Annotated in this window: 16 protein-coding genes; 4 read left to right on the top strand and 12 right to left on the bottom strand. The window is 75.6% G+C overall.

Translation table 11 applies throughout. The features are described from left to right. Positions 1–6 precede the first annotated feature (6 nt). Positions 7–696, top strand: coding sequence for a VOC family protein (locus ACFU5J_RS00275; protein ID WP_430573304.1), 690 nt, complete (start codon positions 7–9; stop codon positions 694–696). 16 nt (positions 697–712) lie between these two features. On the opposite strand, the gene ACFU5J_RS00270 is transcribed toward ACFU5J_RS00275, so the two are convergent. From ACFU5J_RS00270 to ACFU5J_RS00225, 10 genes are all read right to left on the bottom strand, one after another. Then, positions 713–1687: a 5'-3' exonuclease H3TH domain-containing protein gene (locus tag ACFU5J_RS00270; protein ID WP_430577751.1), complete on the bottom strand. Its 975-nt coding sequence runs from the start codon at positions 1685–1687 to the stop codon at positions 713–715. Between the two features lie 58 nt (positions 1688–1745). After that, complete coding sequence (gene crcB / locus ACFU5J_RS00265) at positions 1746–2150, bottom strand: fluoride efflux transporter CrcB (protein ID WP_430577419.1); 405 nt, start codon at positions 2148–2150, stop codon at positions 1746–1748. Further along, positions 2147–2581, bottom strand: coding sequence for a fluoride efflux transporter FluC (locus tag ACFU5J_RS00260; protein ID WP_430573302.1), 435 nt, complete (start codon positions 2579–2581; stop codon positions 2147–2149). The genes crcB and ACFU5J_RS00260 overlap by 4 nt, the downstream gene beginning before the upstream one ends. Beyond that, positions 2578–3033, bottom strand: coding sequence for a universal stress protein (locus ACFU5J_RS00255; protein WP_430573301.1), 456 nt, complete (start codon positions 3031–3033; stop codon positions 2578–2580). Before ACFU5J_RS00255 ends, ACFU5J_RS00260 begins: the two co-directional genes overlap by 4 nt. 34 nt (positions 3034–3067) lie before the next feature. After that, positions 3068–4282: a cation:proton antiporter gene (locus tag ACFU5J_RS00250; RefSeq protein ID WP_430573300.1), complete on the bottom strand. Its 1215-nt coding sequence runs from the start codon at positions 4280–4282 to the stop codon at positions 3068–3070. A gap of 2 nt (positions 4283–4284) precedes the next feature. Further along, the gene (locus tag ACFU5J_RS00245; RefSeq protein WP_430573299.1) at positions 4285–5562 is read right to left on the bottom strand and encodes an AI-2E family transporter; all 1278 of its coding nucleotides are present in this window, start codon (positions 5560–5562) and stop codon (positions 4285–4287) included. 54 nt (positions 5563–5616) lie between these two features. Beyond that, positions 5617–6675 (bottom strand): sigma-70 family RNA polymerase sigma factor, encoded by a 1059-nt coding sequence (locus ACFU5J_RS00240; RefSeq protein WP_430577418.1) that lies wholly within the window; start codon positions 6673–6675, stop codon positions 5617–5619. Positions 6676–6750: 75 nt separating this feature from the next. Beyond that, positions 6751–9015 carry a SpoIIE family protein phosphatase gene (locus ACFU5J_RS00235; protein WP_430573297.1) on the bottom strand — a complete coding sequence of 755 codons (2265 nt, stop codon included), beginning with the start codon at positions 9013–9015 and terminating at the stop codon, positions 6751–6753. Positions 9016–9165: 150 nt separating this feature from the next. Continuing rightward, a complete protein-coding gene (locus ACFU5J_RS00230; protein WP_430577417.1) occupies positions 9166–12117 on the bottom strand; it encodes an AAA family ATPase in 2952 nt (983 codons plus the stop codon). A 97-nt stretch (positions 12118–12214) separates the two neighbouring features. Continuing rightward, positions 12215–12517 (bottom strand): hypothetical protein, encoded by a 303-nt coding sequence (locus ACFU5J_RS00225; protein WP_430573295.1) that lies wholly within the window; start codon positions 12515–12517, stop codon positions 12215–12217. A gap of 302 nt (positions 12518–12819) precedes the next feature. Here ACFU5J_RS00225 and ACFU5J_RS00220 point away from each other — a divergent pair, with 302 nt between their 5' ends. Further along, complete coding sequence (locus tag ACFU5J_RS00220) at positions 12820–13527, top strand: hypothetical protein (protein WP_430577416.1); 708 nt, start codon at positions 12820–12822, stop codon at positions 13525–13527. A gap of 92 nt (positions 13528–13619) precedes the next feature. Next, positions 13620–14861 (top strand): MalY/PatB family protein, encoded by a 1242-nt coding sequence (locus ACFU5J_RS00215; RefSeq protein ID WP_430577415.1) that lies wholly within the window; start codon positions 13620–13622, stop codon positions 14859–14861. On the opposite strand, the gene ACFU5J_RS00210 is transcribed toward ACFU5J_RS00215, so the two are convergent. Further along, positions 14858–15607 carry a M15 family metallopeptidase gene (locus tag ACFU5J_RS00210; RefSeq protein ID WP_430577414.1) on the bottom strand — a complete coding sequence of 250 codons (750 nt, stop codon included), beginning with the start codon at positions 15605–15607 and terminating at the stop codon, positions 14858–14860. The genes ACFU5J_RS00215 and ACFU5J_RS00210 overlap by 4 nt on opposite strands. A 38-nt stretch (positions 15608–15645) precedes the next feature. On the opposite strand from ACFU5J_RS00210, the gene ACFU5J_RS00205 reads away from it, so the two are divergent. Further along, positions 15646–17637 (top strand): penicillin-binding transpeptidase domain-containing protein, encoded by a 1992-nt coding sequence (locus tag ACFU5J_RS00205; protein ID WP_430573291.1) that lies wholly within the window; start codon positions 15646–15648, stop codon positions 17635–17637. A 6-nt stretch (positions 17638–17643) separates the two neighbouring features. Here the strand turns inward: ACFU5J_RS00205 and ACFU5J_RS00200 are convergent, their stop codons facing one another. Beyond that, positions 17644–18423: a glucose 1-dehydrogenase gene (locus tag ACFU5J_RS00200; RefSeq protein WP_430573290.1), complete on the bottom strand. Its 780-nt coding sequence runs from the start codon at positions 18421–18423 to the stop codon at positions 17644–17646. Positions 18424–18465 lie beyond the last annotated feature (42 nt).

The raw sequence follows: 18465 nt of genomic DNA, 5'->3' as shown, positions 1-18465 counted from the left end.
CAGGGCATGAGCCTGGTGACCTTCAAGGACCTGTGCGTCGACGCGGTGGACGCGCGGGTGCAGGGCGAGTTCTGGGCCCGCACGCTGGGGCTGCGGGCCGAGCCGCTGGACGACGGCGACGTCGTGCTCCGCGACCCGGGCCCCGACCCGGTGGCGGAGCGGACGATCTGGGTGAACACCGTGCCCGAGGCGAGGACGGTGAAGCACCGCGTGCACCCCGACGTGCGCGCGCTGTCGCTCGACGAGTTCCCCGACCGGCCGCGCCTCACCGAGCCCGGTCAGTACCACTACACGACGCTGGCCGACCCCGAGAGCGGCGAGTTCTGCGTCTTCACGTACGACGAGGTGCCGGACTACCGGCTCAAGGACGTCGTCGTCGACTGCGCGGACTACCGGACCGTCGCCGCGTTCTGGCACGAGCTGCTGGGCGGCACGCTCACGCAGGACGACGACATGGACTACGCCTACCTCGACGAGGGCGCCGGCGTCCCGTTCGAGTCGTTCGACTTCGTCCCCGTGCCCGAGCCGAAGACGGTCAAGAACCGCTGGCACTGGGACGTGATGCTGAACGACGGCGTCACCCTCGACGACCTCGTCGCCCGCGGCGCGCGCGTGGTGCGGCCGCAGGACGACGAGATCCGCTGGACCGTGATGGCCGACCCCGAGGGCAACGAGTTCTGCGTCTTCCGCCCCTGAGCCCGGGCCCCGGTGCTCAGGGGCGGGCGGCGAGCGCGGTGAGCACCCGGTCCACGCTGGACCGGATGCCCCAGCGCTCCGCGAGGGCGTCCAGCGCCTCGGGGTCCTTCGGCGCGCGGGGCAGGGCGTCGTCGACGGCGTCGACGGGCGCGTCGCGCGCGACCTGGACCACGGTGGGCGCGACGTCGAGGTAGGGCGCGGCGTCCAGCAGCTTCTGCCGCTGGGTGGGCGTGAGGCCCTTCGCGCCGTGCTCGGCCGCCGCGCGCAGCCCCGCCAGGTCGCCGAACGTGGCGAGCAGCTTCGCGGCCGTCTTCTCGCCGATGCCGGGCACGCCGGGCAGCCCGTCCGACGGGTCGCCGCGCAGCGTCGCCATGTCGGCGTAGGCCTGGCCGCTCGGCACGCCGTACTTCTCCGCGAGGCGCGCCTGGTCGATCACGTCGGGGTCGCGCACCCCGCGCGCCGGGTACAGCACGCGGACGCCGGCGGCGTCGTCGACGAGCTGGAACAGGTCGCGGTCGCCGGTCACGATGTCGACGCTCGCCGGGATGACGATGCCGACGGCGCCCGCCACGGGCAGCGCGGTGGCCGCGCTCCGCGCCACCTCGCGGGTCACGAGCGTGCCGATGACGTCGTCGGCCTCGTAGCCCTTCGCCCCCACGCGGGCGATGCCGAGCGCGGCCAGCACGTCGACGATGACGGGCACCTGCGGCGTGAGCAGGTCGGGGACCTCCTCGACGTCCGGCTCGCCCGCGGGCGTGACCCGCGCGACCCGGTGCTCCTTGTACGAGCCGATCGCCTCGACCCGGAACGCCGGCCGCCAGTCCTCGTCCCAGCACGCCACGAGCCGGTCGGGCCCGTGCTCCGTGACGAGGAACGCGATCATGTCCAGCAGGCCGCGCACCGCGTTGACGGGCTTGCCGTCGGGGGAGCGCAGCGAGTCGGGCAGGCCGTAGAAGGCGCGGAAGTACAGGCTCGCGGAATCCAGCAGCATGAGGCTCACCGGGTCAGCGTGTCACAGCCCTCCGACGACGAGGCCGCGGCCACGCGTGTCAGAGCGCGCGGCCGGCCAGGACGCCGAGCGCGATGCCCAGCGCGACGGCGGCGAGGGTGAGCGCCATCGTGCCGAGGGCGTTGGCGAGCGCGAGCCGCGTGCGGCCGGACCGGGCGAGACGCACGGTCTCGACCATCGCCGTCGAGAAGGTGGTGTAGCCGCCGCAGAACCCGGTCGCGACGGCCAGCCGCCACGGCTCCAGGCGGTCCGGTTCGCCGGCGCCGAGCAGCACGCCCGTGACGAGGCCGATGACCAGCGAGCCGGAGACGTTCACGACCACCGTCGCCCACGGGAACGCGGCACCGGGCGTCCGGGCGCGCACGGCCCCGTCGACGACGAACCGCGCGGCCGCGCCGAGCCCGCCGGCGAGCGCCACGACCAGCAGCGCGACCGCGGCGCTCATCGCGCCCGCCGGCGCGAGCCCAGCAGCACCCCGGCCAGGCAGGCGAGCCAGCCGAGCACGAGCGTGCCGCCCGCGTACGCCAGCCCCTGGGCGACGGCGCCGCCGGTGAGCAGCCGCTCCGTCTCCAGCGCCAGGGACGAGAACGTCGTGAACCCGCCCAGGACGCCGGTGCCGACGGCCAGCCGCACCCGCTGCACGGCGGGCGTCTCGGGCCCGCGGGCGGCGAGCGACTCCAGCAGCCAGCCCAGCACGAAGGCGCCGAGAACGTTGGCGGTGAGCGTCGCGACCGGCCAGCCGTCGATCGCCGGCCACGCCACCGCCAGCCCGTAGCGGGCGGCGGTGCCGACGGCGCCCCCGGCGGCGACCAGCGCGACGAGGCCCGGCCGCCGGTGGGCGGGGCGCACGCGGGCGGGCGGGCTGCCCGCCGTCACGAGGCGTCGCCCGCGTGCGTGTCGGGCAGCACGACGACCGGCCGCGGCTGGTCGTGGATGAGGTGGCCGGCCACCGTGCCGCCCACGAGGTGCGTGGCCCAGCCGCGCATCCCGGGCCGACGCGCCCCGACGACGACGAGGACGGCGTCGTGCTCCGTGGCGAGGCGGGCGAGCTCCGCGGCGGGGTCGCCGCCGGTCACCTCGAGGCGCCACGGCACGGGGCTGGCGTCCAGGGCGGCGGCCACGGCCTCGCGCAGGGCGGTCGTGTCGGCGAGCTCCGCGCCGGCGTCCGGGTCCACGGGGACGACGGCGCCCGACGGCTCGCGCACGGCGCTCTCGTCGACCGCGACGCACAGGAGCTCCGTCCCGAGCGCCTCCGCCAGCCCCGCGGCCCGCCGGAGCACGCTCGGGTGCCGGTCGTGCGGGATGCCCACGAGCACGGGACCAGTCATACGGCCATCGTAGGCAGCCGCGGTGGCCGGGGGGTCAGACGCCCCGGTCGACGACGGGCACGCCGTCCTCGTCGAGCCGCTCCGGCTCCGGCGCGCGCACGCCGAGCAGCTTGGCGACGGGGGTACCGGTGAACCCGTAGACGATCGCGGTGAGCAGCACGACGCCGAAGATCACGGGCACGAGCTGCGGGAACGACTCGCCGGCGTCCTCGAACCGCAGCGCGAAGACGGAGGCCGTGGACGCGGCGACGATGCCGCGCGGCGCCATCCAGCCGATCATCGCGCGGTCCGACCAGCGCAGGCCTGTGCCCAGGGTGGAGACGACGGCGACCAGCGGCCGCAGCACCAGCACGAGGACCACGACGATGCCCGCGGTGGGCAGGGCGTACCGGGCCAGCGCGTCGAGGTCGATGCGCGCGGACAGCACCACGAACAGCGAACCGATGAGGAGCAGCCCGATGTGGGTGCCGAACTCGTGCAGGGGCTCGATGCGTGCCACCCGCTGGTTGGCCAGCACGGCGCCGAGGGCGGTGGTGGCGAACAGGCCGGCCTCGTCGTGCACGCCCTCGGCGATGGCGTAGGCGCCGAGCGCGAACGCGACCGCGAGCACCACCTCGGTCTCCTTCGGCACCCGCCCGAAGCGGATGACGACGACGAGCAGCGCGGCGGCCACCGCCCCCACGAGGAGGCCCCACGCCCCGGTCTCCAGGAGGCTCACCGGCTCGGCGTGCAGCACCACGTTGGCGACGGCGAGCGCGACCGTGGCGCCGATGGGGTCGATGAAGATCCCCTCGAAGGCCAGCACGGACTCGACGGGCTGGCGCGGCCGGATGATCGCGAGCAGCGGCCCGACGACGGTCGGCCCCGACACGATGAGGATCGCGCCGACGACCGCCGCCCGCCCCCACGACAGGTCGAGGAAGAGGTGGGCGATCACCGTCGCGCCCAGGCCGGTGAGCAGGGCACCGGTGGTCACGAGCCCGAGGACGGGACGGCGCGCGCCGCCGCGCAGGCGGCCGAAGTCCAGCTTGAGCGACTCCTCGAACAGCAGGAGGCCCACGGCCATCGAGACCAGGGGGAAGAGGGCGTCGCCGAACACGGCGTCCGGGTCCAGCCAGCCGAGCACCGGCCCCACGAGGAGGCCGAACGCGAGCAGCAGCAGGATGGACGGCACCCGCAGCGCCCGCGCCGCCACCTGGCCGGCGACACCGACGGCCACGACGAGGGCGATCCCGCCGACGAGGTCCATGCTCACTCCTCCGCGCCGTCGCGGCGGCGGGCCTCGGCCTCGCGGGCGGCGCGCTCGCCGGCCTCGAGGTTGCGGCGGCGGCGCGACGACCACGGGCCGTCGCCACGGCTGGGTTCCTTGTCCGGGTCGCGCAGCAGGCTCGACTCGACCAGCTCGTGCCGCTGGAGGTACGTGTTCCCGAGGGCCTGCACGGTCGCGAGGATCGGCAGCGCGAGGAACGCGCCGAGCGCGCCGAACACGGCGCCGAACCCGAGGACGCCGACGAACGACACCGCGGGGTTCATCTCGAGCGCCCGGGCGCTGATCCTCGGGGAGAAGATCAGGTTCTCCACCTGCTGGTACGCGATGATGAAGATCAGCACGGCGAGCGCCTGCGGCAGCCCCTGCGCGGCGAGCGCGACGGCCACGGGCAGCGCCCCGCCGATGTACGTGCCGATGGTGGGCACGAACTGAGAGACCACGCCGGTGAACACGGCCAGCGGCAGCGCGTACGGGGTGTTCATGATCAGCAGGAACACGAACGTGAAGACGCTCGACAGCGCGGCGAGGACCACGCGGGAGCTGATGAAGTCGGAGACCTTCACCTGCGTGATCTCCCACAGGGTCAGCACCTCCTGCTGCCGGTCGGGCCGCAGCCAGGAGCAGACGGCGGCCCGGAACTTCGGCCCCGCGGCCATGAGGTAGTACGTGATGAGCAGGATCGTGGTGATCGCGAAGAGCACCCCCACGATGGAGGCGCCCACGCTGATCGCGCCGGTGGCGACGTCCTGCCCCCACTGGTCGAGCGCCTGCGCGACGAGGTCGTCGGAGTCGGGGACGGTGACGTCCCAGCGCTGCTCGATGCCGGTCTGGATGCTCGTGTAGAGGTCGGGCAGCGAGGAGACCAGCTGGATCAGCTGCTGCACGAACAGGTTGCCGAACAGGGCCAGGACGCCCGCGACGACGACGATCGCCCCGCCCAGCGAGGCACCCGCCGCGGCACCGCGCCGCCACCCGTGCCGCACCAGCCACACGACGATCGGCTCCAGGGCCAGGGCGACGAAGAACGAGATGAGGACGTTGACGGCCAGCCCCCCGAGCTGGCCGAACGCGTACGACAGGAACGTGGCGACGAACACCGCCACGACGACCATGGCCAGCGCCCGCGGCAGCCACCGCGGCGGGTTGCGGCTGTCGTGCTGGACGGGGCGGACGGAGTCGTCCACCTCCTCGTCGGGGGCGGGCGGCGGGGGCGCGGCCGAGCCGGGCACGCCCTCGGGCTGCGGGGCGTCCGTGGTCATGCGGGAAAACGTAGCCCAGCAGGCCGTCCGGGGCGCGGGCTACGCGCGGCGCGGCTACAGCGCGGGCAGGCGGTCCGGCAGCCCGAAGCGGGGGAACCAGGTGGCGGTGTCGAGGAACGTGGTGATGCCGGTGATGCGGCCGCTCCCGTCGTCCTCGAGCACGGCGAGCCCCCACGGCGACCAGCCGCCCGCCGGGTCCTGCCGGTACTGCCCGTAGGCCATCGAGCCGTTCGCCTGCACGGGCAGGCACCGCGAGCCGCGGCAGCCCGCGCCGGGCCCGGTCATCCAGCGGATCACCTCGCCGCTGCCGTGCACCCACATCGTGTACGGCGGCATGTTGAGGACGGCGTCGTCGTGCAGCAGGGCGACGAGGGCGTCCATGTCGTAGCGCTCGAAGGCGTCGAGGTACCGCTCCAGCAGGTCCTGGTCGATCTCCGCCCACCGGTCCTCCGCGTCGGCCGCGGCGTCCTCCGCCTCGGCGGCGTCGCCGGAGCGCCGCAGCCCCTTGCTGCCGAGGGTGGCGCGGGCGCGCTGCAGCGCGCTGTTCACGGACGCGACCGTCGTGTCGAGGAGCTCGGCGACCTCCGCGGCCGACCAGCGCAGCACCTCGCGCAGGACGAGCACCGCGCGCTGCCGGGCGGGCAGGTGCTGCAGCGCGGCGACGAACGCGAGGCGGATGGACTCGCGCCCGATCGCGACGTCCGCCGGGTCGCCCTCGCGCGGCAGGACGGCGTCGTCGGGCACCGGCTCGAGCCACCGGTCCTCGGCGAGCACGTCGCCGAAGTACTGCTCCTCCGCGGGCTGCGGGCCGCCCAGGCCCATCGGGCGCTCGCGCCGCTTCGTCGAGCCGAGGTGGTCGAAGCAGACGTTCGTCGCGATGCGGTACAGCCACGAGCGCAGCGACGAGCGGCCCTCGAACCGGTCGTAGGACTTCCACGCGCGCAGCAGCGTCTCCTGCACCGCGTCGTCGGCCTCGAACGCGCCGCCGAGCATGCGGTAGCAGTAGCCGGTGAGCTCGCGGCGGTACTGCTCGAGGAGGGCGCCGACGTCGTCCGAGGTGCCGGCGGCCGTGGTCGACGGCGTGGGGGCGCTGCGCTGGGCGGTGTGAGTCACGTCTCACACGGTACGACGGGCCTCCGACGCTCCGCAGGGGTGTCGCCCGGGGCGACGGACGGCGGGCGGCGCGGCTCAGCGGCGGTCGTCGCGCAGCACGCGCTCGACCAGGGGGACCGTGCCCGAGGCGGGCGTCAGGGGACGGACGCGCTTGACGGTGCCGGTCAGCGGGCGCGCCTCCCGGTCGATCTCGAACCACACCGTCTTGCCCTCGACCACGCCGGAGTGGCGGCCCACGGCGTCGGAGCCGTCGTGGAGCTCCACGCCCCACCGCGACGCGAGCCGGTCGAGGAACAGCACGCCGCGGCCGGACAGGTCCTGCGGCTGCGGGGACTGCAGCTCGGGCTCGGCCGTGCTGCCGTCGCGGACGCCGACCCGCAGACGGCGCCCGTCCACCTCGACGGTCGCCGTGATGGGGCCCTCGCCGTGCTCCAGCGCGTTGGTGAGCACCTCGCTGGTCAGCAGCATCGCGGTGCGCCGCAGCTCGTCGGAGACGTCGCACGACTCGAGCACGTCGTCCACCCAGCGCCGCGCGGGCCCCAGGTCGCTCAGGTCGTCGTCGGCGACGCGGCGCTCCGCCTTCGCGGGCCCGGCCGACGACGGCGGCCCGGACGGGGCGGGGACGCGCACGCGCACCGCGAGCACGGCGACGTCGTCGCGCTGCGTGTCGCCGACGAGGCCGCGCACGAGGGCGCGGGGGACGGCGGACGTGGCCTCGCCGTGCGCGCCCCGCAGCACCGTCTCCAGGTCGGACAGGCGCTGGTCGCTGGGGACGCCGCGGCGCTCCACGAGCCCGTCCGTGTACAGCACGAGGGTGTCGCCGGGCAGCAGGCGGGCCGTGCGGTCGACGCGCGCTGTGGACGGGACGACGCCGAGCAGGAGGTCGGGCGTCGCGTCCAGCCGCTCCACGCCGCCGTCGCGGCGCAGCACCATCGGCGGCGGGTGGCCCGCCACCGACCAGGTGAGGGTGTAGGCGCGCTCGGGCGGCTCGGCGCCGTCGACCCGGTCCTCGGGGCACGGCGCCGGGTCGCGGTCCAGCCGCGCGACGACGGCCGTCGCCATCGCCCGCGGGCCGAGGCGCGCGTTCGCCTTGTCGAGGCGGGTCAGCAGCCCGGCGGGCGACTCGTCGTGGCTCCACGCGAGCGCCCGCAGCATGGAGCGGAGCTGACCCATCTGCGCGGCCGCGTGCACGTCGTGGCCCGCGACGTCGCCGATCATCACGATCGCGGTGCCGTCGTCGCGCACCACGGCGTCGTACCAGTCGCCGCCCACCTGGTCGGTGCGGGCGGCGGGGGAGTACGTGGTCGCGATGTCGAGGTGGGCCACGGCGGGCGGCGCGGTGAGCATCGACTCCTGCAGCGTCGTCGCCACCCGGCGCCGCGCCTCCAGCAGCGCCACCCGCTCCAGGGCGAGGGCCACGTACCGGCTGATCGTCGACTCGAGGGCGGCGGTCTCGGCGTCGTGCTCGCGCGCCTGGTCCCACACGCAGGCGATGACGCCCACGACCATCCCGTTCGACATCACGGGCAGGAACGACCGCGCCCCCTCCGAGACGGAGCCCACGGGCATCATCTCGGGATAGCTCGCCACCATCTCCGTGTGGTCGCGGAACCGCAGGGCGGCGCGGCTCCGCACCACGTGCGTGTCGGGCCGCGGCGCGTCGAGGCGGGTGCTGCGCAGCGCGGGCTCGCCGGGGTGGTGGTGCCCGACGGTGAAGAACGACAGGTGCCGGCGGTCCGCGTCCACCAGCGCCAGCGACACCCAGCGGGCGCCCGTGCCCGTGCCGATGACGTGCGCGATCGCGTCCTCGACCTCGTCCAGCGTGGTGACGCGCGCGAACCGCTCCGACAGGCCCAGCAGGAACCGCGACCGGCGGTGCGCGCGGAACGCCACCTGCTCGGCCAGCCGGGCGCGCTCGCGCTCGGCGCGCAGCCGCAGCTCGCCGGAGGCCGCCGCCGACAGGTCGGCCAGCGTCGCGAGGTCGGTCTCCGTCCAGGTCCGCGGCTCCGACGACACCGCCCACAGGGCGCCGACCACGTGCCCGCGGGCGTCCTCGATCGGGTACCCCGCGTACGCGGCGAGCACGAGCTCGCCGATGGCGTGCCGGCCGTCCACGCGCGGGTCCTCGTCGGCGTCGCGCACCACCAGGGGGGTGCGGGTCCGCGCGACGATCGTCGTCAGGGGGCGGGGCAGCTCGATGCGGCGGCTGCGCTGCGCGGCCTCGGGGAAGCCGACGGCGCCGGGCAGCGTCTTGACGTCGCCGTCGTCCGTGAGCATGACCACGGCGGCGGCGGGCACACCGAGCTGGCGGTGCACGAGCCGCGCGATGCGGTCGAACACCTCGTCTGCGAGCGGCTCACCGACGATGGGACCGGCCGGCGGCCCGGGCACACGATCGGACGTGGGACCGGGCACGGGCCCGGGCGGTGGTCCGGGCGGGGAGCCGACAGCCTGGGCTTCCGGCACGCGCCCAGTATGGACCCTGGGCACTCAGACGCTGAGCAGACCGCGCCGGTGCGCGACGGCGACCGCCTCCGCCCGCCCCGAGACGCCGAGCTTCGCGAGCAGGTTCGACACGTGCACGCTGACCGTCTTGGTCGAGATGTAGAGGCGCTCGCCGATCTGGCGGTTGCTCAGGCCCTGCGCGACGAGGGTCAGCACCTCCTCCTCCCGCTCGGTGAGGACGGACGAGGTGCGGCGCGTGCCGGGCAGCGGCACGCGGGCGCGCCGGCCCCAGGCGTGGATCGCGTCGGCCAGCGGGACCGCGCCCATCGCGGTCGCCTCGCCGAGCGCCTCGGCCGCCTCGACCTCGGCGGCCGGGACGTCGCCGGCCGCGCGCAGCGCCTGCGCCCACCGGAAGCGGGACCGGGCCACCTCGTACCGGTAGCCGAAGTCGAACTCCTTGACCGTCGCCTCCCACAGCCCCGGGTCGGCCGGGTCGTCCGTGAGGGCGGCGCGCAGGCGGTTGTGCTCCGCGGCCGCGCGGCGCAGCCACGCCCGCCCCTCGGGGCCGAGGCTCCCCCCGCGCGGGCGTCCGCGGCGCGCCGTCTCCTGCGCGACGGCGAGGAGGTCGTCGCCGCGGTCCAGCAGCGCCCGGGCGGCGTCGGCGCCGTGCGGGCCGGCCTCGGCGTCCTCGGCGAGCCCCCCCAGCGCGAGGGCGGACAGCCAGATGCGGCCCAGGAAGTACTCGGACCAGGTCGCGCCGACGTGCGCCGCGACCTCCTCGGCGGTCGCGACGGCCTCGTCGTACCGGCCCGCCCACGTCAGCGCGTCGGCCAGCGTGCCGCCCGCGACGAGCGCGATCTGCCCGTCCACGCCCCACGCCGGGCGCAGCGCCTCGGCCGCCGCGACGGCGTCGCCGCCCTCGCGGGCGGTGGTCGCGTAGAGGCGGCCGGCGTCGAGGTAGAGGAGGGCCGGCGCGGGCGCGCCGTCGAGGATCGGCTGGTCGGTGAGGTCGCCGGTGAAGTACGACACCAGCAGCGCGAGGTCCAGCAGCTGCACCCCGTAGACGCCCCAGATGACGCCCGTGCTGCGGCCCCGCCGGATGGCGGCCTCGAGGACGCGCTCGGCCTCGTCGAGGTGCCCCGCGTAGAAGTGCGTGGTGGCGAGGCCGTACCAGCAGCGCATCTCGGTGCGCAGGTCGCCGGCGACGACGGCCCGCTCGCGGGCGCGGTCGACCAGCTCGGCGGCGGTGTCCGGGGTGCCGACCTCGAGCACGGCGAGCGTGGTCAGGGCGTCGGCCTCCGCGCCCGGCGCGTCCGCGCGGCGGGCGACGTCGACGGTCTGCCGGGCGAACACGCCGGCCTCGTCGTCGCGGTCCACCGTGAGTAGGACGCGCGCGTGCACGGCGAGCGTCCACGCGAGCTCCGGGGTGGCGTCGGCGTCCACGACCTCGGGGAACGGCCCCGAGACGCCGGCGGCGGTGGCGCCCGGGAGCAGCACGTCGAGGGCGCCGGTGGACTGGGTCAGGGCGTCGTCGAGGGACTCGAGGTCCAGGACGTAGCGCACGAGCACGTGGCGCAGGCGGGCCTGGCGGTCGGGGTCGCCGGAGAGGCCCTCCACGGCACGCCGGGCGAGCTGCTCCGCCCGCATCGACAGGCCGGCGGAGCTGGCGGCCGCGGCCGTCTCGAGGGCCAGCGCCACGCGGTCGGCGCCCAGCAGCTCCTCGGCACCCGGCACCGACTCCCACAGGGACAGCACCTGCTCCAGGTGGCGCAGCTCCTCGGCGGGGGCGAGCAGCTCGGCGGCGCTGCGGGCCGCCTCCCGCGACGCGACGAGGGCGGCGGTCAGGTCGTGGCCCTGCAGCGCGTGGTGGGCGCGCTTGGCGGCCGAGCCCAGCGCCGGGTCGGCGCCCAGCGCCTCCAGGTACGCGCGGTGCATCGTGGTGCGCTCGCCGGGCAGCAGGTCCAGCACGAGCGCCTCGGCCACGAGGGCGTGCCGGAAGGCGACCTGCTGGCCCTCGACGCCCAGCACCTGCTGCGCCACCGCCTCGCGCAGCGCCGCGTCGGCGACGCCGGGGCCGTCGAGCCCGGGCACGCGCGGCGCCGCGGCCCGCAGGAGGGACTCGTCCACCTGGCGGCCGGCCACGGCCGCCAGCCGCACCAGCTGCTGCACGGCGGGGTCGAGGCGCTGCAGCCGCGTGTGCAGCACGTCGGCCAGCGACCACGGCAGGCCCGACGACGGCTGCCCGGCGTCGAGCAGCTCCTCCGCGAAGAACGCGTTGCCGTCGGACCGGCTGCGCACGGCGTCGAACTCGGCCTCGTCCAGGGGCTCGCCGCGCGTGGCGGTGGTGAACTCGCGCAGCTCGTCGGGCGTGAAGGGGGACAGCTCCACGTGCTCCACGGGGCGCTGGCGGTGCAGCTCGGCGATGACGGGGCGCAGGGGGTGGCGCCGGTGCACGTCGTCGCTGCGGTAGGTGGCGACCAGCAGCAGGTGCTCCGACCGCATCCGCGCGACGACGAACCGCAGCACGTCACGCGTGGACTCGTCCGCCCAGTGCAGGTCCTCGAGGACCAGGACCAGCGGGGAGCCCGCGCGCCCGGCGGCCGCGAGGCTGCCCGCGACGCCGTCGAGCAGCTGCAGCCGCTCCGCGTGGTCGGTGCCCGAGCCGCTCGCCGGGTCGAGCAGGCGGGTCAGGGCGGGGCGCTCGGCGATCACCTCGGCCACGGCCGGGACCGTCCGCAGCTCGCCCAGCGCCTCCGTGAACGGGAGGTAGGGGATGCCGACGTCGCCCAGGTCCACGCAGTGGGCGACGACGACCCGCGCGCCGGCGTCGCGCGCCAGGTCCGCGAGGTGGGTCACCAGGCGCGTCTTGCCCACCCCGGCGTCGCCGCCGAGCAGCAGCACGCCGGGCTCGCCATCCGCGGCGCGCTCCAGCGCACCGCGGAAGGCGGTGACCTCCTCCTGGCGGGCGATCAGGGGGACCTCGCTGGAACGTCGCACCAGGTGATCGTCCCACCGCGCACCCACACCCGCCGCTGCTTTTCCGGGGCCGGTCGCCGCGCGGACCGTCGTGCCGCTCATCGTCGGGGCGCCCCGGTCAGGCGGCCCGGCGTCCGGCGTCGTCCTGCGGCCGGAACGCGTCGAGCCCGTGCCCGATCTGCTCCGCCCGCCGCGTCACCTGGCGCTCCCACGCCGACGCGTCGGTTCGGTCCGCGACGGCGTCGAGGGTCGCGCCGAGCTGCTGCGCCGCGCCCCGCGCCGCGCGCAGCCGCCGCACGGCGTCCGCGGCCCACCGGCCCACCGCCCGCACCGGGGCGGGCGTGCCGCGCTGGTAGGAGCGGGCGAGACGCTCCCGCCGGTACTCCAGCTCCGCCTGGATGGCCCGGTCGAAACCGATCATCTGGTCCATCTCGATCCCCTCACCGGCCGGTCCTCCCGGCCTTCCGTGCCGGCCACCGCCGGCTCTCCCGATCTCGTGGTGACCACGCTCGTCCTGAGGCCCCGGTGCGGGGATCGGGCAACCGTCCCGTCTTCGGCCGTGGGGTACCTCAGACGTCGGGCCGGGAGGGTCCGGGGTGCGTCTGAGGTGGGGTCCCGGCGGTCTGAGCCCCCCGGTCGGGGGTGCAATACCCGGCATCCGTTGCGACGTGGGTCACAGCGGACGCACACTGAGGGGGACCGGACCGATACGGGGGTGGACTCGTGGCTGGATCTGTTTCAGGCGCCTTCGACGCGCTGCCGATGCTCGGGCGCGGCAAGCACCGCAACCCGAAGAAGGGCGCGTGCTTCATGGAGCTCGCGTCGTTCCTGGCCGGTGAACGCTGGAGCGACCATCCCCAGTGCACGCACCCGCTGCTCGCGATGCTGGCCCGCGCCGTGAACGACCTGACCTCCGACGGGAACCGGCCGCAGCTCGCGCCGCTCATCCCGTCCGTCATCGGGCTGACGAGCTCCGACCCGCGCTGGGACGTGCAGATCGCGCTGCGTGCGGCGCAGGTGGCGTTGCCCGTCGCGCCCGCGGACCGGCAGCAGACGCTGGCCGTGGCGATCATCGGCGCCGAGCGCATGCTCGACGTGCTGGACGGGCGCCCCGAGGGCACCCTCGCCCCGGAGAGCGCCGACGCCCTGGCCGCGTCGCCCAAGACCGCCGAGTGGGCCTACCGGTTCTGCGAGGGCACGCGCGTGCGTCCCAAGCGGTTCGTGCGCGACGCCGCCCCGTCGGTCGTCTCGACCGCCGTGCAGGGCATCAGCGAGGCGTTCGTGCCCGACACCGACGCCCGCCTGCGCGGCCTGCTCGCGGCCACCATCGAGGACGCGCGCCGCTGGGCCGGCCGCACCGACGACGACCGCCCGGCCCTCGTCGAGGAGGAGTGGACGCCCGTCGTGAAGCCGGCGGCCGCCGCGGGCTGAGCACCCACCGACGGAGCGATTCCTCCGCGTCCCGACCGAGGGCGCGGAGGAATCGTCATGTCGGGGGTCGGCCGCTCTGGTAGACCGGATCCGTGACCGCGCACCAGCCCGACGCCGCGACGACCGCCGTCGGCAACCCCCTCGAACGGCTCACCCTGGACGACCTGCGCCGCCGCACGTCCGTGAAGTGGCGGGTGCACCCGCCGGACGTGCTGCCGCTGTTCGTCGCCGAGATGGACACGCCCGTGGCGCCCTGCGTCGTCGACGCCGTGCGCGCCGCCCTCGACCTCGGCGACACCGGGTACGACATCGGGACGACGTACGCCGAGGCGCTCGCGCCGTTCGCCGAGGAGCGGTGGGGGTGGGTGCCGGACGTCGCGTCGAGCCGCACCATGCCCGACGTCATGGTGGCGATCGTCGAGACCCTCCGCGTGCTCACCGCGCCCGGGGACGCCGTCGTCGTCACGCCGCCGGTGTACCCGCCGTTCTACGGCTTCCCCGGGAACGAGGGTCGCCGGGTGCTGGAGGCGCCGCTCACGGAGGACCTGCGCCTCGATCCCGGCACGCTCGAGGACGCCTTCGCGCGCGCCACGGGTGCCGCCGACCAGGGCACGGGGCCCGGGTCCGGGCGGCGCGCCGTCCTGCTCCTGTGCAACCCGCACAACCCCACCGGCACCGCGCACACGCGCGCCGAGCTCGAGGGCGTCCTGGCGCTCGCGGACCGGTACGGCGTGCGCGTCGTGGCCGACGAGATCCACGCGCCGTTCACGTTCGAGCGCGTCGCGGCGGGCGCCGCGCCGTTCGTGCCGCTGCTGTCCGTGGCGGGCTCGGACCGGGCGGTCGTCGTGCAGTCGGCGTCCAAGGCCTTCAACCTCGCCGGGCTGCGCGCGGCCACGCTGCTCGGCGGGCCGGGCGCCGCCGCCGACCTGCGCCGCATCCCCGAGGAGGCCGGGCACGCCGTCAACCACCTCGCCGTGCTGGCCCACGCGGCCGCCTACCGCGACGGCGGCCCGTGGCTCGACGCGCTCCTCGACGGCGTGCACCGCAACCGCGGCCTCGCGGGCGCGCTGCTCGCCGAGCACGCCCCGGCGGTGCGGCTGCGGCCGGCCGACGCGACCTACCTGGCGTGGCTCGACGTCCGCGCCGCCCTGCCCGCCGGCGTCCCCGCCGCCGGGGCCGCCGACCTCGTGCTTGAGCGCGGCCGGCTCGCCCTCGAGGACGGCGTGCGGTTCGGCGCGGGAGGCGCGGGGCGGCTGCGGCTCAACCTCGCCACCTCGACGGCGGTGCTCACCGAGGCGGCGCAGCGCCTCGGCCGCGCCCTCGCCGGGGCCTAGCGCCCGTAGTCGGCCGCGGCCGCGGCGCCGAACGCCTCCTCGAGGGTGCCGGTCCCGGCCAGGTGCATGCGCGTGGCGAGGGCGGTGCCCACGTAGCGCAGGTGCCACGGCTCGGCCGAGTACCCCGTGACGTCCTCGGCGCCCTTCGGGTACCGCACGACGAACCCGTGGCGCCACGCGTTCGCGGCCACCCAGCGCCCGGTCTCCGTGCGCCCGAAGCGGGTGTACGACGTGCCCTGCTGGGTCACGTCGACGGCCAGCCCCGTCTGGTGCTCCGAGAACCCGGGCCGCGCGGAGAACGTGTCCGCCTCGCGGCGGCCGTGCCCGGCGACGTAGCGCGCGTACAGGCGGCGCTGGTCGGCCTCCGAGCGGTACGCCGACGCCAGCACCAGCTCGCGGCCCGTGGCGTGGTCGGCCGCCGCGGCCAGCCGTTCCAGGGCGCGGGCCGCCCGGGGCCGCAGCCGGTCGTGGCCGCCGAGGGCCGGGACGTCGGGCCTCACCAGGTCGTCCGGGGCCCAGCCGCGCGGGCTGATCGGGCGGGACTTGTTGACGAGCACCAGGGGGTCCGCGGGGTCGTCCACGGGGGTCCACGCGCGGGTCAGGACCATCGCGTCGTCGGGCCGCGGGACGGGGATCGCGGCGCCCGCCGCGGCCGCCGGGACGATCACTCCGCAGGCCACCACCGCACCGGCGACGGAGGCCGCACAAAATCTATGCAGCACCGTTACCAGGACACGGGGGGACATGCCGTCAAGACTGCCAGGAAGCCGATAACCTCGCCAAGGTGCGCCGCTACCGCCTCGCCCTCGCCGCCGTCCTGGCCCCTGTGGTGGCCGTGCCCCTGGTGGCCTGCACGAGCCCCGACGTCCCCCCGGTCGATGCCGCGGCCAAGGCGCTCGCGACCGCGCTGCTCGCCGGCGACGTGGGCGACCTGCCGCTGAAGGCGCCCGGGTCGGTCGACCCGCAGGCCCAGCTCACGCAGGTGCTGGAGCCGCTGGTCGACGCGGCGGGCAAGCGGGAGCGCACGGTGAAGGTCGCGGAGGTGGGCAAGGCGGTCACCAAGGACGGGGCGACGACGGCGGACGTCACGCTGGACTGGGCGTGGCCGCTGGGCCGCGACCTCTCCTGGACGTACTCGACCACCGCCCACCTGGCGTACACGGCGCCCGAGAGCGGCGACGGCGACGGCACGTGGCGCACCACGTGGAGCCCGGACGTGCTGGTGCCCGACCTCGCGCCCGGCGAGCGCCTGCGCGTCAAGACGCTCGACGCCGACCGCGGCGACCTCCTCGACGGGCACGACAAGCCGATGGTGACGTCCCGCGGCGTCTGGCACCTCGGGGTCGACAAGACGGCGGTCGAGGGCCTCGGCGAGGAGTCGGCCGCGCGCGACCTCGCGCAGCTCGTGGGGCTGGAGCCCAACGAGTTCTTCGCCAAGGTCGAGGCCGCGGGCGACAAGGCGTTCGTCGAGGCGATCACGATCCGCAAGGAGAGCTCGGGCGTCGACTTCACGGTCGACGACGCGCTGGACATCATCGGCGTGCGCGCGATCGAGGACACGCAGGAGCTGGGCCCCACCAGCACCTTCGCCAAGCCGATCCTGGGCCGGGTGGGCGAGGCCACCAAGGAGGTCGTCGAGAAGTCGAAGGGCGCGATCCAGGCCGGCGAGGTGGTGGGCCTGTCGGGGCTCCAGGCGGACTACGACGAGCAGCTCACGGGCTCGCCGGGCGTGGTCGTCTCCGTGGTGCCCGCCGGCGGCGCGGACGGCGACGTGGGCCTGGACGGCGAGCCCTCGAAGGACAAGGACGACAAGCGCGAGCTGTACCGCGTCGACGCGGTGGACGGCACGCCCGTGCGGACCACGCTCGACCAGGACCTGCAGGAGCACGCGGAGGACGTGCTCGACGACGTCGACCCGGCCAGCGCGATCGTGGCGATCCGGCCGTCCGACGGCGCGGTGCTCGCCGCGGCGAGCGGCCCGGGCGGCGAGGGCTGGTCCACCGCGACGCTCGGCCAGTACCCGCCGGGGTCCACGTTCAAGGTGGTCGACGCCCTCGCGATGCAGCGCGCGGGGATCACCCCCGACACGAAGGTGGCCTGCACGGACTCGATCACGGTGGACGGTCGCACGTTCGGCAACGTGCCCGGCTACCCGTCGTCGGCCACCGGGAAGGTGCCGCTGAGCACCGCCTTCGCGCACTCGTGCAACACGGCGATGATCGCCCAGCGCGACAAGGTCGCGCAGGCGGACCTCGCGACCGCGGCGTCGGACCTGGGCCTGGCCGACGAGAAGGTGGCGGCGGAGTCGATGGGCGTCGGCGCGTTCCTCGGCGCGGTGCCGGCGGAGGCGGGGGAGACCGAGCACGCGGCGTCGATGATCGGCCAGGGCAAGGTCCAGGCCTCGCCGCTCGGCATGGCGACGGTCGCCGCGAGCGTCGCCGCCGGTCAGCGGGTCGAGCCGGTGCTGGTGCGGGGCGACGAGAAGAAGAAGGACGCGGCGAAGCCCTCGACCCCGGGTGTCGGCGAGGACGAGGCGAAGGTGCTGCGCCAGCTCATGCACGGCGTCGTCACCGAGGGCAGCGCCGACATGCTGCAGGACGTGCCCGGCATCGTCGGCGCCAAGACGGGCACCGCGCAGTACGGCGACGGCTCCCGGCAGCACGTGTGGATGCTCGCCATCGTGGACGACCTCGCGGTGGCCGTCTTCATCGAGGACGGCCACCGCGGGTCGGACACGGCGGGGCCCGTCATGGAGGACTTCCTCGACGGGCTGTGACGGCCGTCAGAGCTGGCCGTGGCCCTTCTTCGAGGGCACGCCGGCGATGAGGCCGCCGTCGACGACGAACTCGGAGCCCGTGGAGTAGCTGGACTCGTCGCTGGCGAGGAACACGATCATCTGCGACACCTCGGCCGGGTCGGCGGCGCGGCCCAGCGGGATGAGCAGGTCGTCGGGGTTCAGGGACGCCGTCATGGGCGTGGAGATGAACCCGGGGTGCACGGAGTTGACGCGCACGCCGTACGGGCCGAGGTCCAGCGCGACAGACTTGGTGAGCCCGCGGACGCCGAACTTGGACGCCACGTACCCGTGCAGGCCGGCGCTGCCGCGCATGCCCTCGACGGACGAGATGTTGATGATCGACCCGGCGCCCGCCTTCGCCATGATCGGCGAGACGGCGCGGATCCCCAGGAACACGCCCGTGAGGTTGATGTCGATGATCCGGCGCCAGGCGTCCGTGTCGAACTCGGTGATCGGGCCGCCGTTCGCGATGCCCGCGTTGTTGACGAGCACGTCGAGGCGGCCGAACTCCTCCAGCGTGACGGCGACGGCCCTGGCCCACTCGTCCTCGCTGGTGACGTCGAGGTGGACGTAGCGGGCGACGTCACCCCGGGTGCCGTTGAGCTCGGTGGCGAGCGCCTCGCCCTTCGCGTCGTCGAGGTCCGCGATCACGACGCGGGCGCCCTCCGCGACCAGCGCGCGGGCGTGGGTGACGCCCATCCCGCCGGTGCCACCGGTGACGATCGCGACCTTGTTGTGGACGCGGCTTCCTGTGCTGACGGCCATGTCGGCCCTCCTTCGTGGTTCTGCGGTGAGTGGGTGCACCTG

The organism is Isoptericola sp. NPDC057559 (assembly GCF_042801555.1).
Classification (GTDB): domain Bacteria; phylum Actinomycetota; class Actinomycetes; order Actinomycetales; family Cellulomonadaceae; genus Isoptericola.
The sequence above is the reverse complement of the archived record's forward strand: the minus strand, read 5'-3'. Positions and strand labels throughout refer to the sequence as shown.

Bases quoted from the DNA above. Each gene is read 5' to 3' on its own strand.
- ACFU5J_RS00275 (WP_430573304.1), top strand. From the start codon at position 7: ATGAGCCTGGTGACCTTCAAGGACCTGTGCGTCGACGCGGTGGACGCG.
- ACFU5J_RS00270 (WP_430577751.1), bottom strand. From the start codon at position 1,687: ATGCTGCTGGATTCCGCGAGCCTGTACTTCCGCGCCTTCTACGGCCTG.
- crcB (WP_430577419.1), bottom strand. From the start codon at position 2,150: ATGAGCGCCGCGGTCGCGCTGCTGGTCGTGGCGCTCGCCGGCGGGCTC.
- ACFU5J_RS00255 (WP_430573301.1), bottom strand. From the start codon at position 3,033: ATGACTGGTCCCGTGCTCGTGGGCATCCCGCACGACCGGCACCCGAGC.
- ACFU5J_RS00250 (WP_430573300.1), bottom strand. From the start codon at position 4,282: ATGGACCTCGTCGGCGGGATCGCCCTCGTCGTGGCCGTCGGTGTCGCC.
- ACFU5J_RS00245 (WP_430573299.1), bottom strand. From the start codon at position 5,562: ATGACCACGGACGCCCCGCAGCCCGAGGGCGTGCCCGGCTCGGCCGCG.
- ACFU5J_RS00225 (WP_430573295.1), bottom strand. From the start codon at position 12,517: ATGATCGGTTTCGACCGGGCCATCCAGGCGGAGCTGGAGTACCGGCGG.
- ACFU5J_RS00210 (WP_430577414.1), bottom strand. From the start codon at position 15,607: ATGTCCCCCCGTGTCCTGGTAACGGTGCTGCATAGATTTTGTGCGGCC.
- ACFU5J_RS00200 (WP_430573290.1), bottom strand. From the start codon at position 18,423: ATGGCCGTCAGCACAGGAAGCCGCGTCCACAACAAGGTCGCGATCGTC.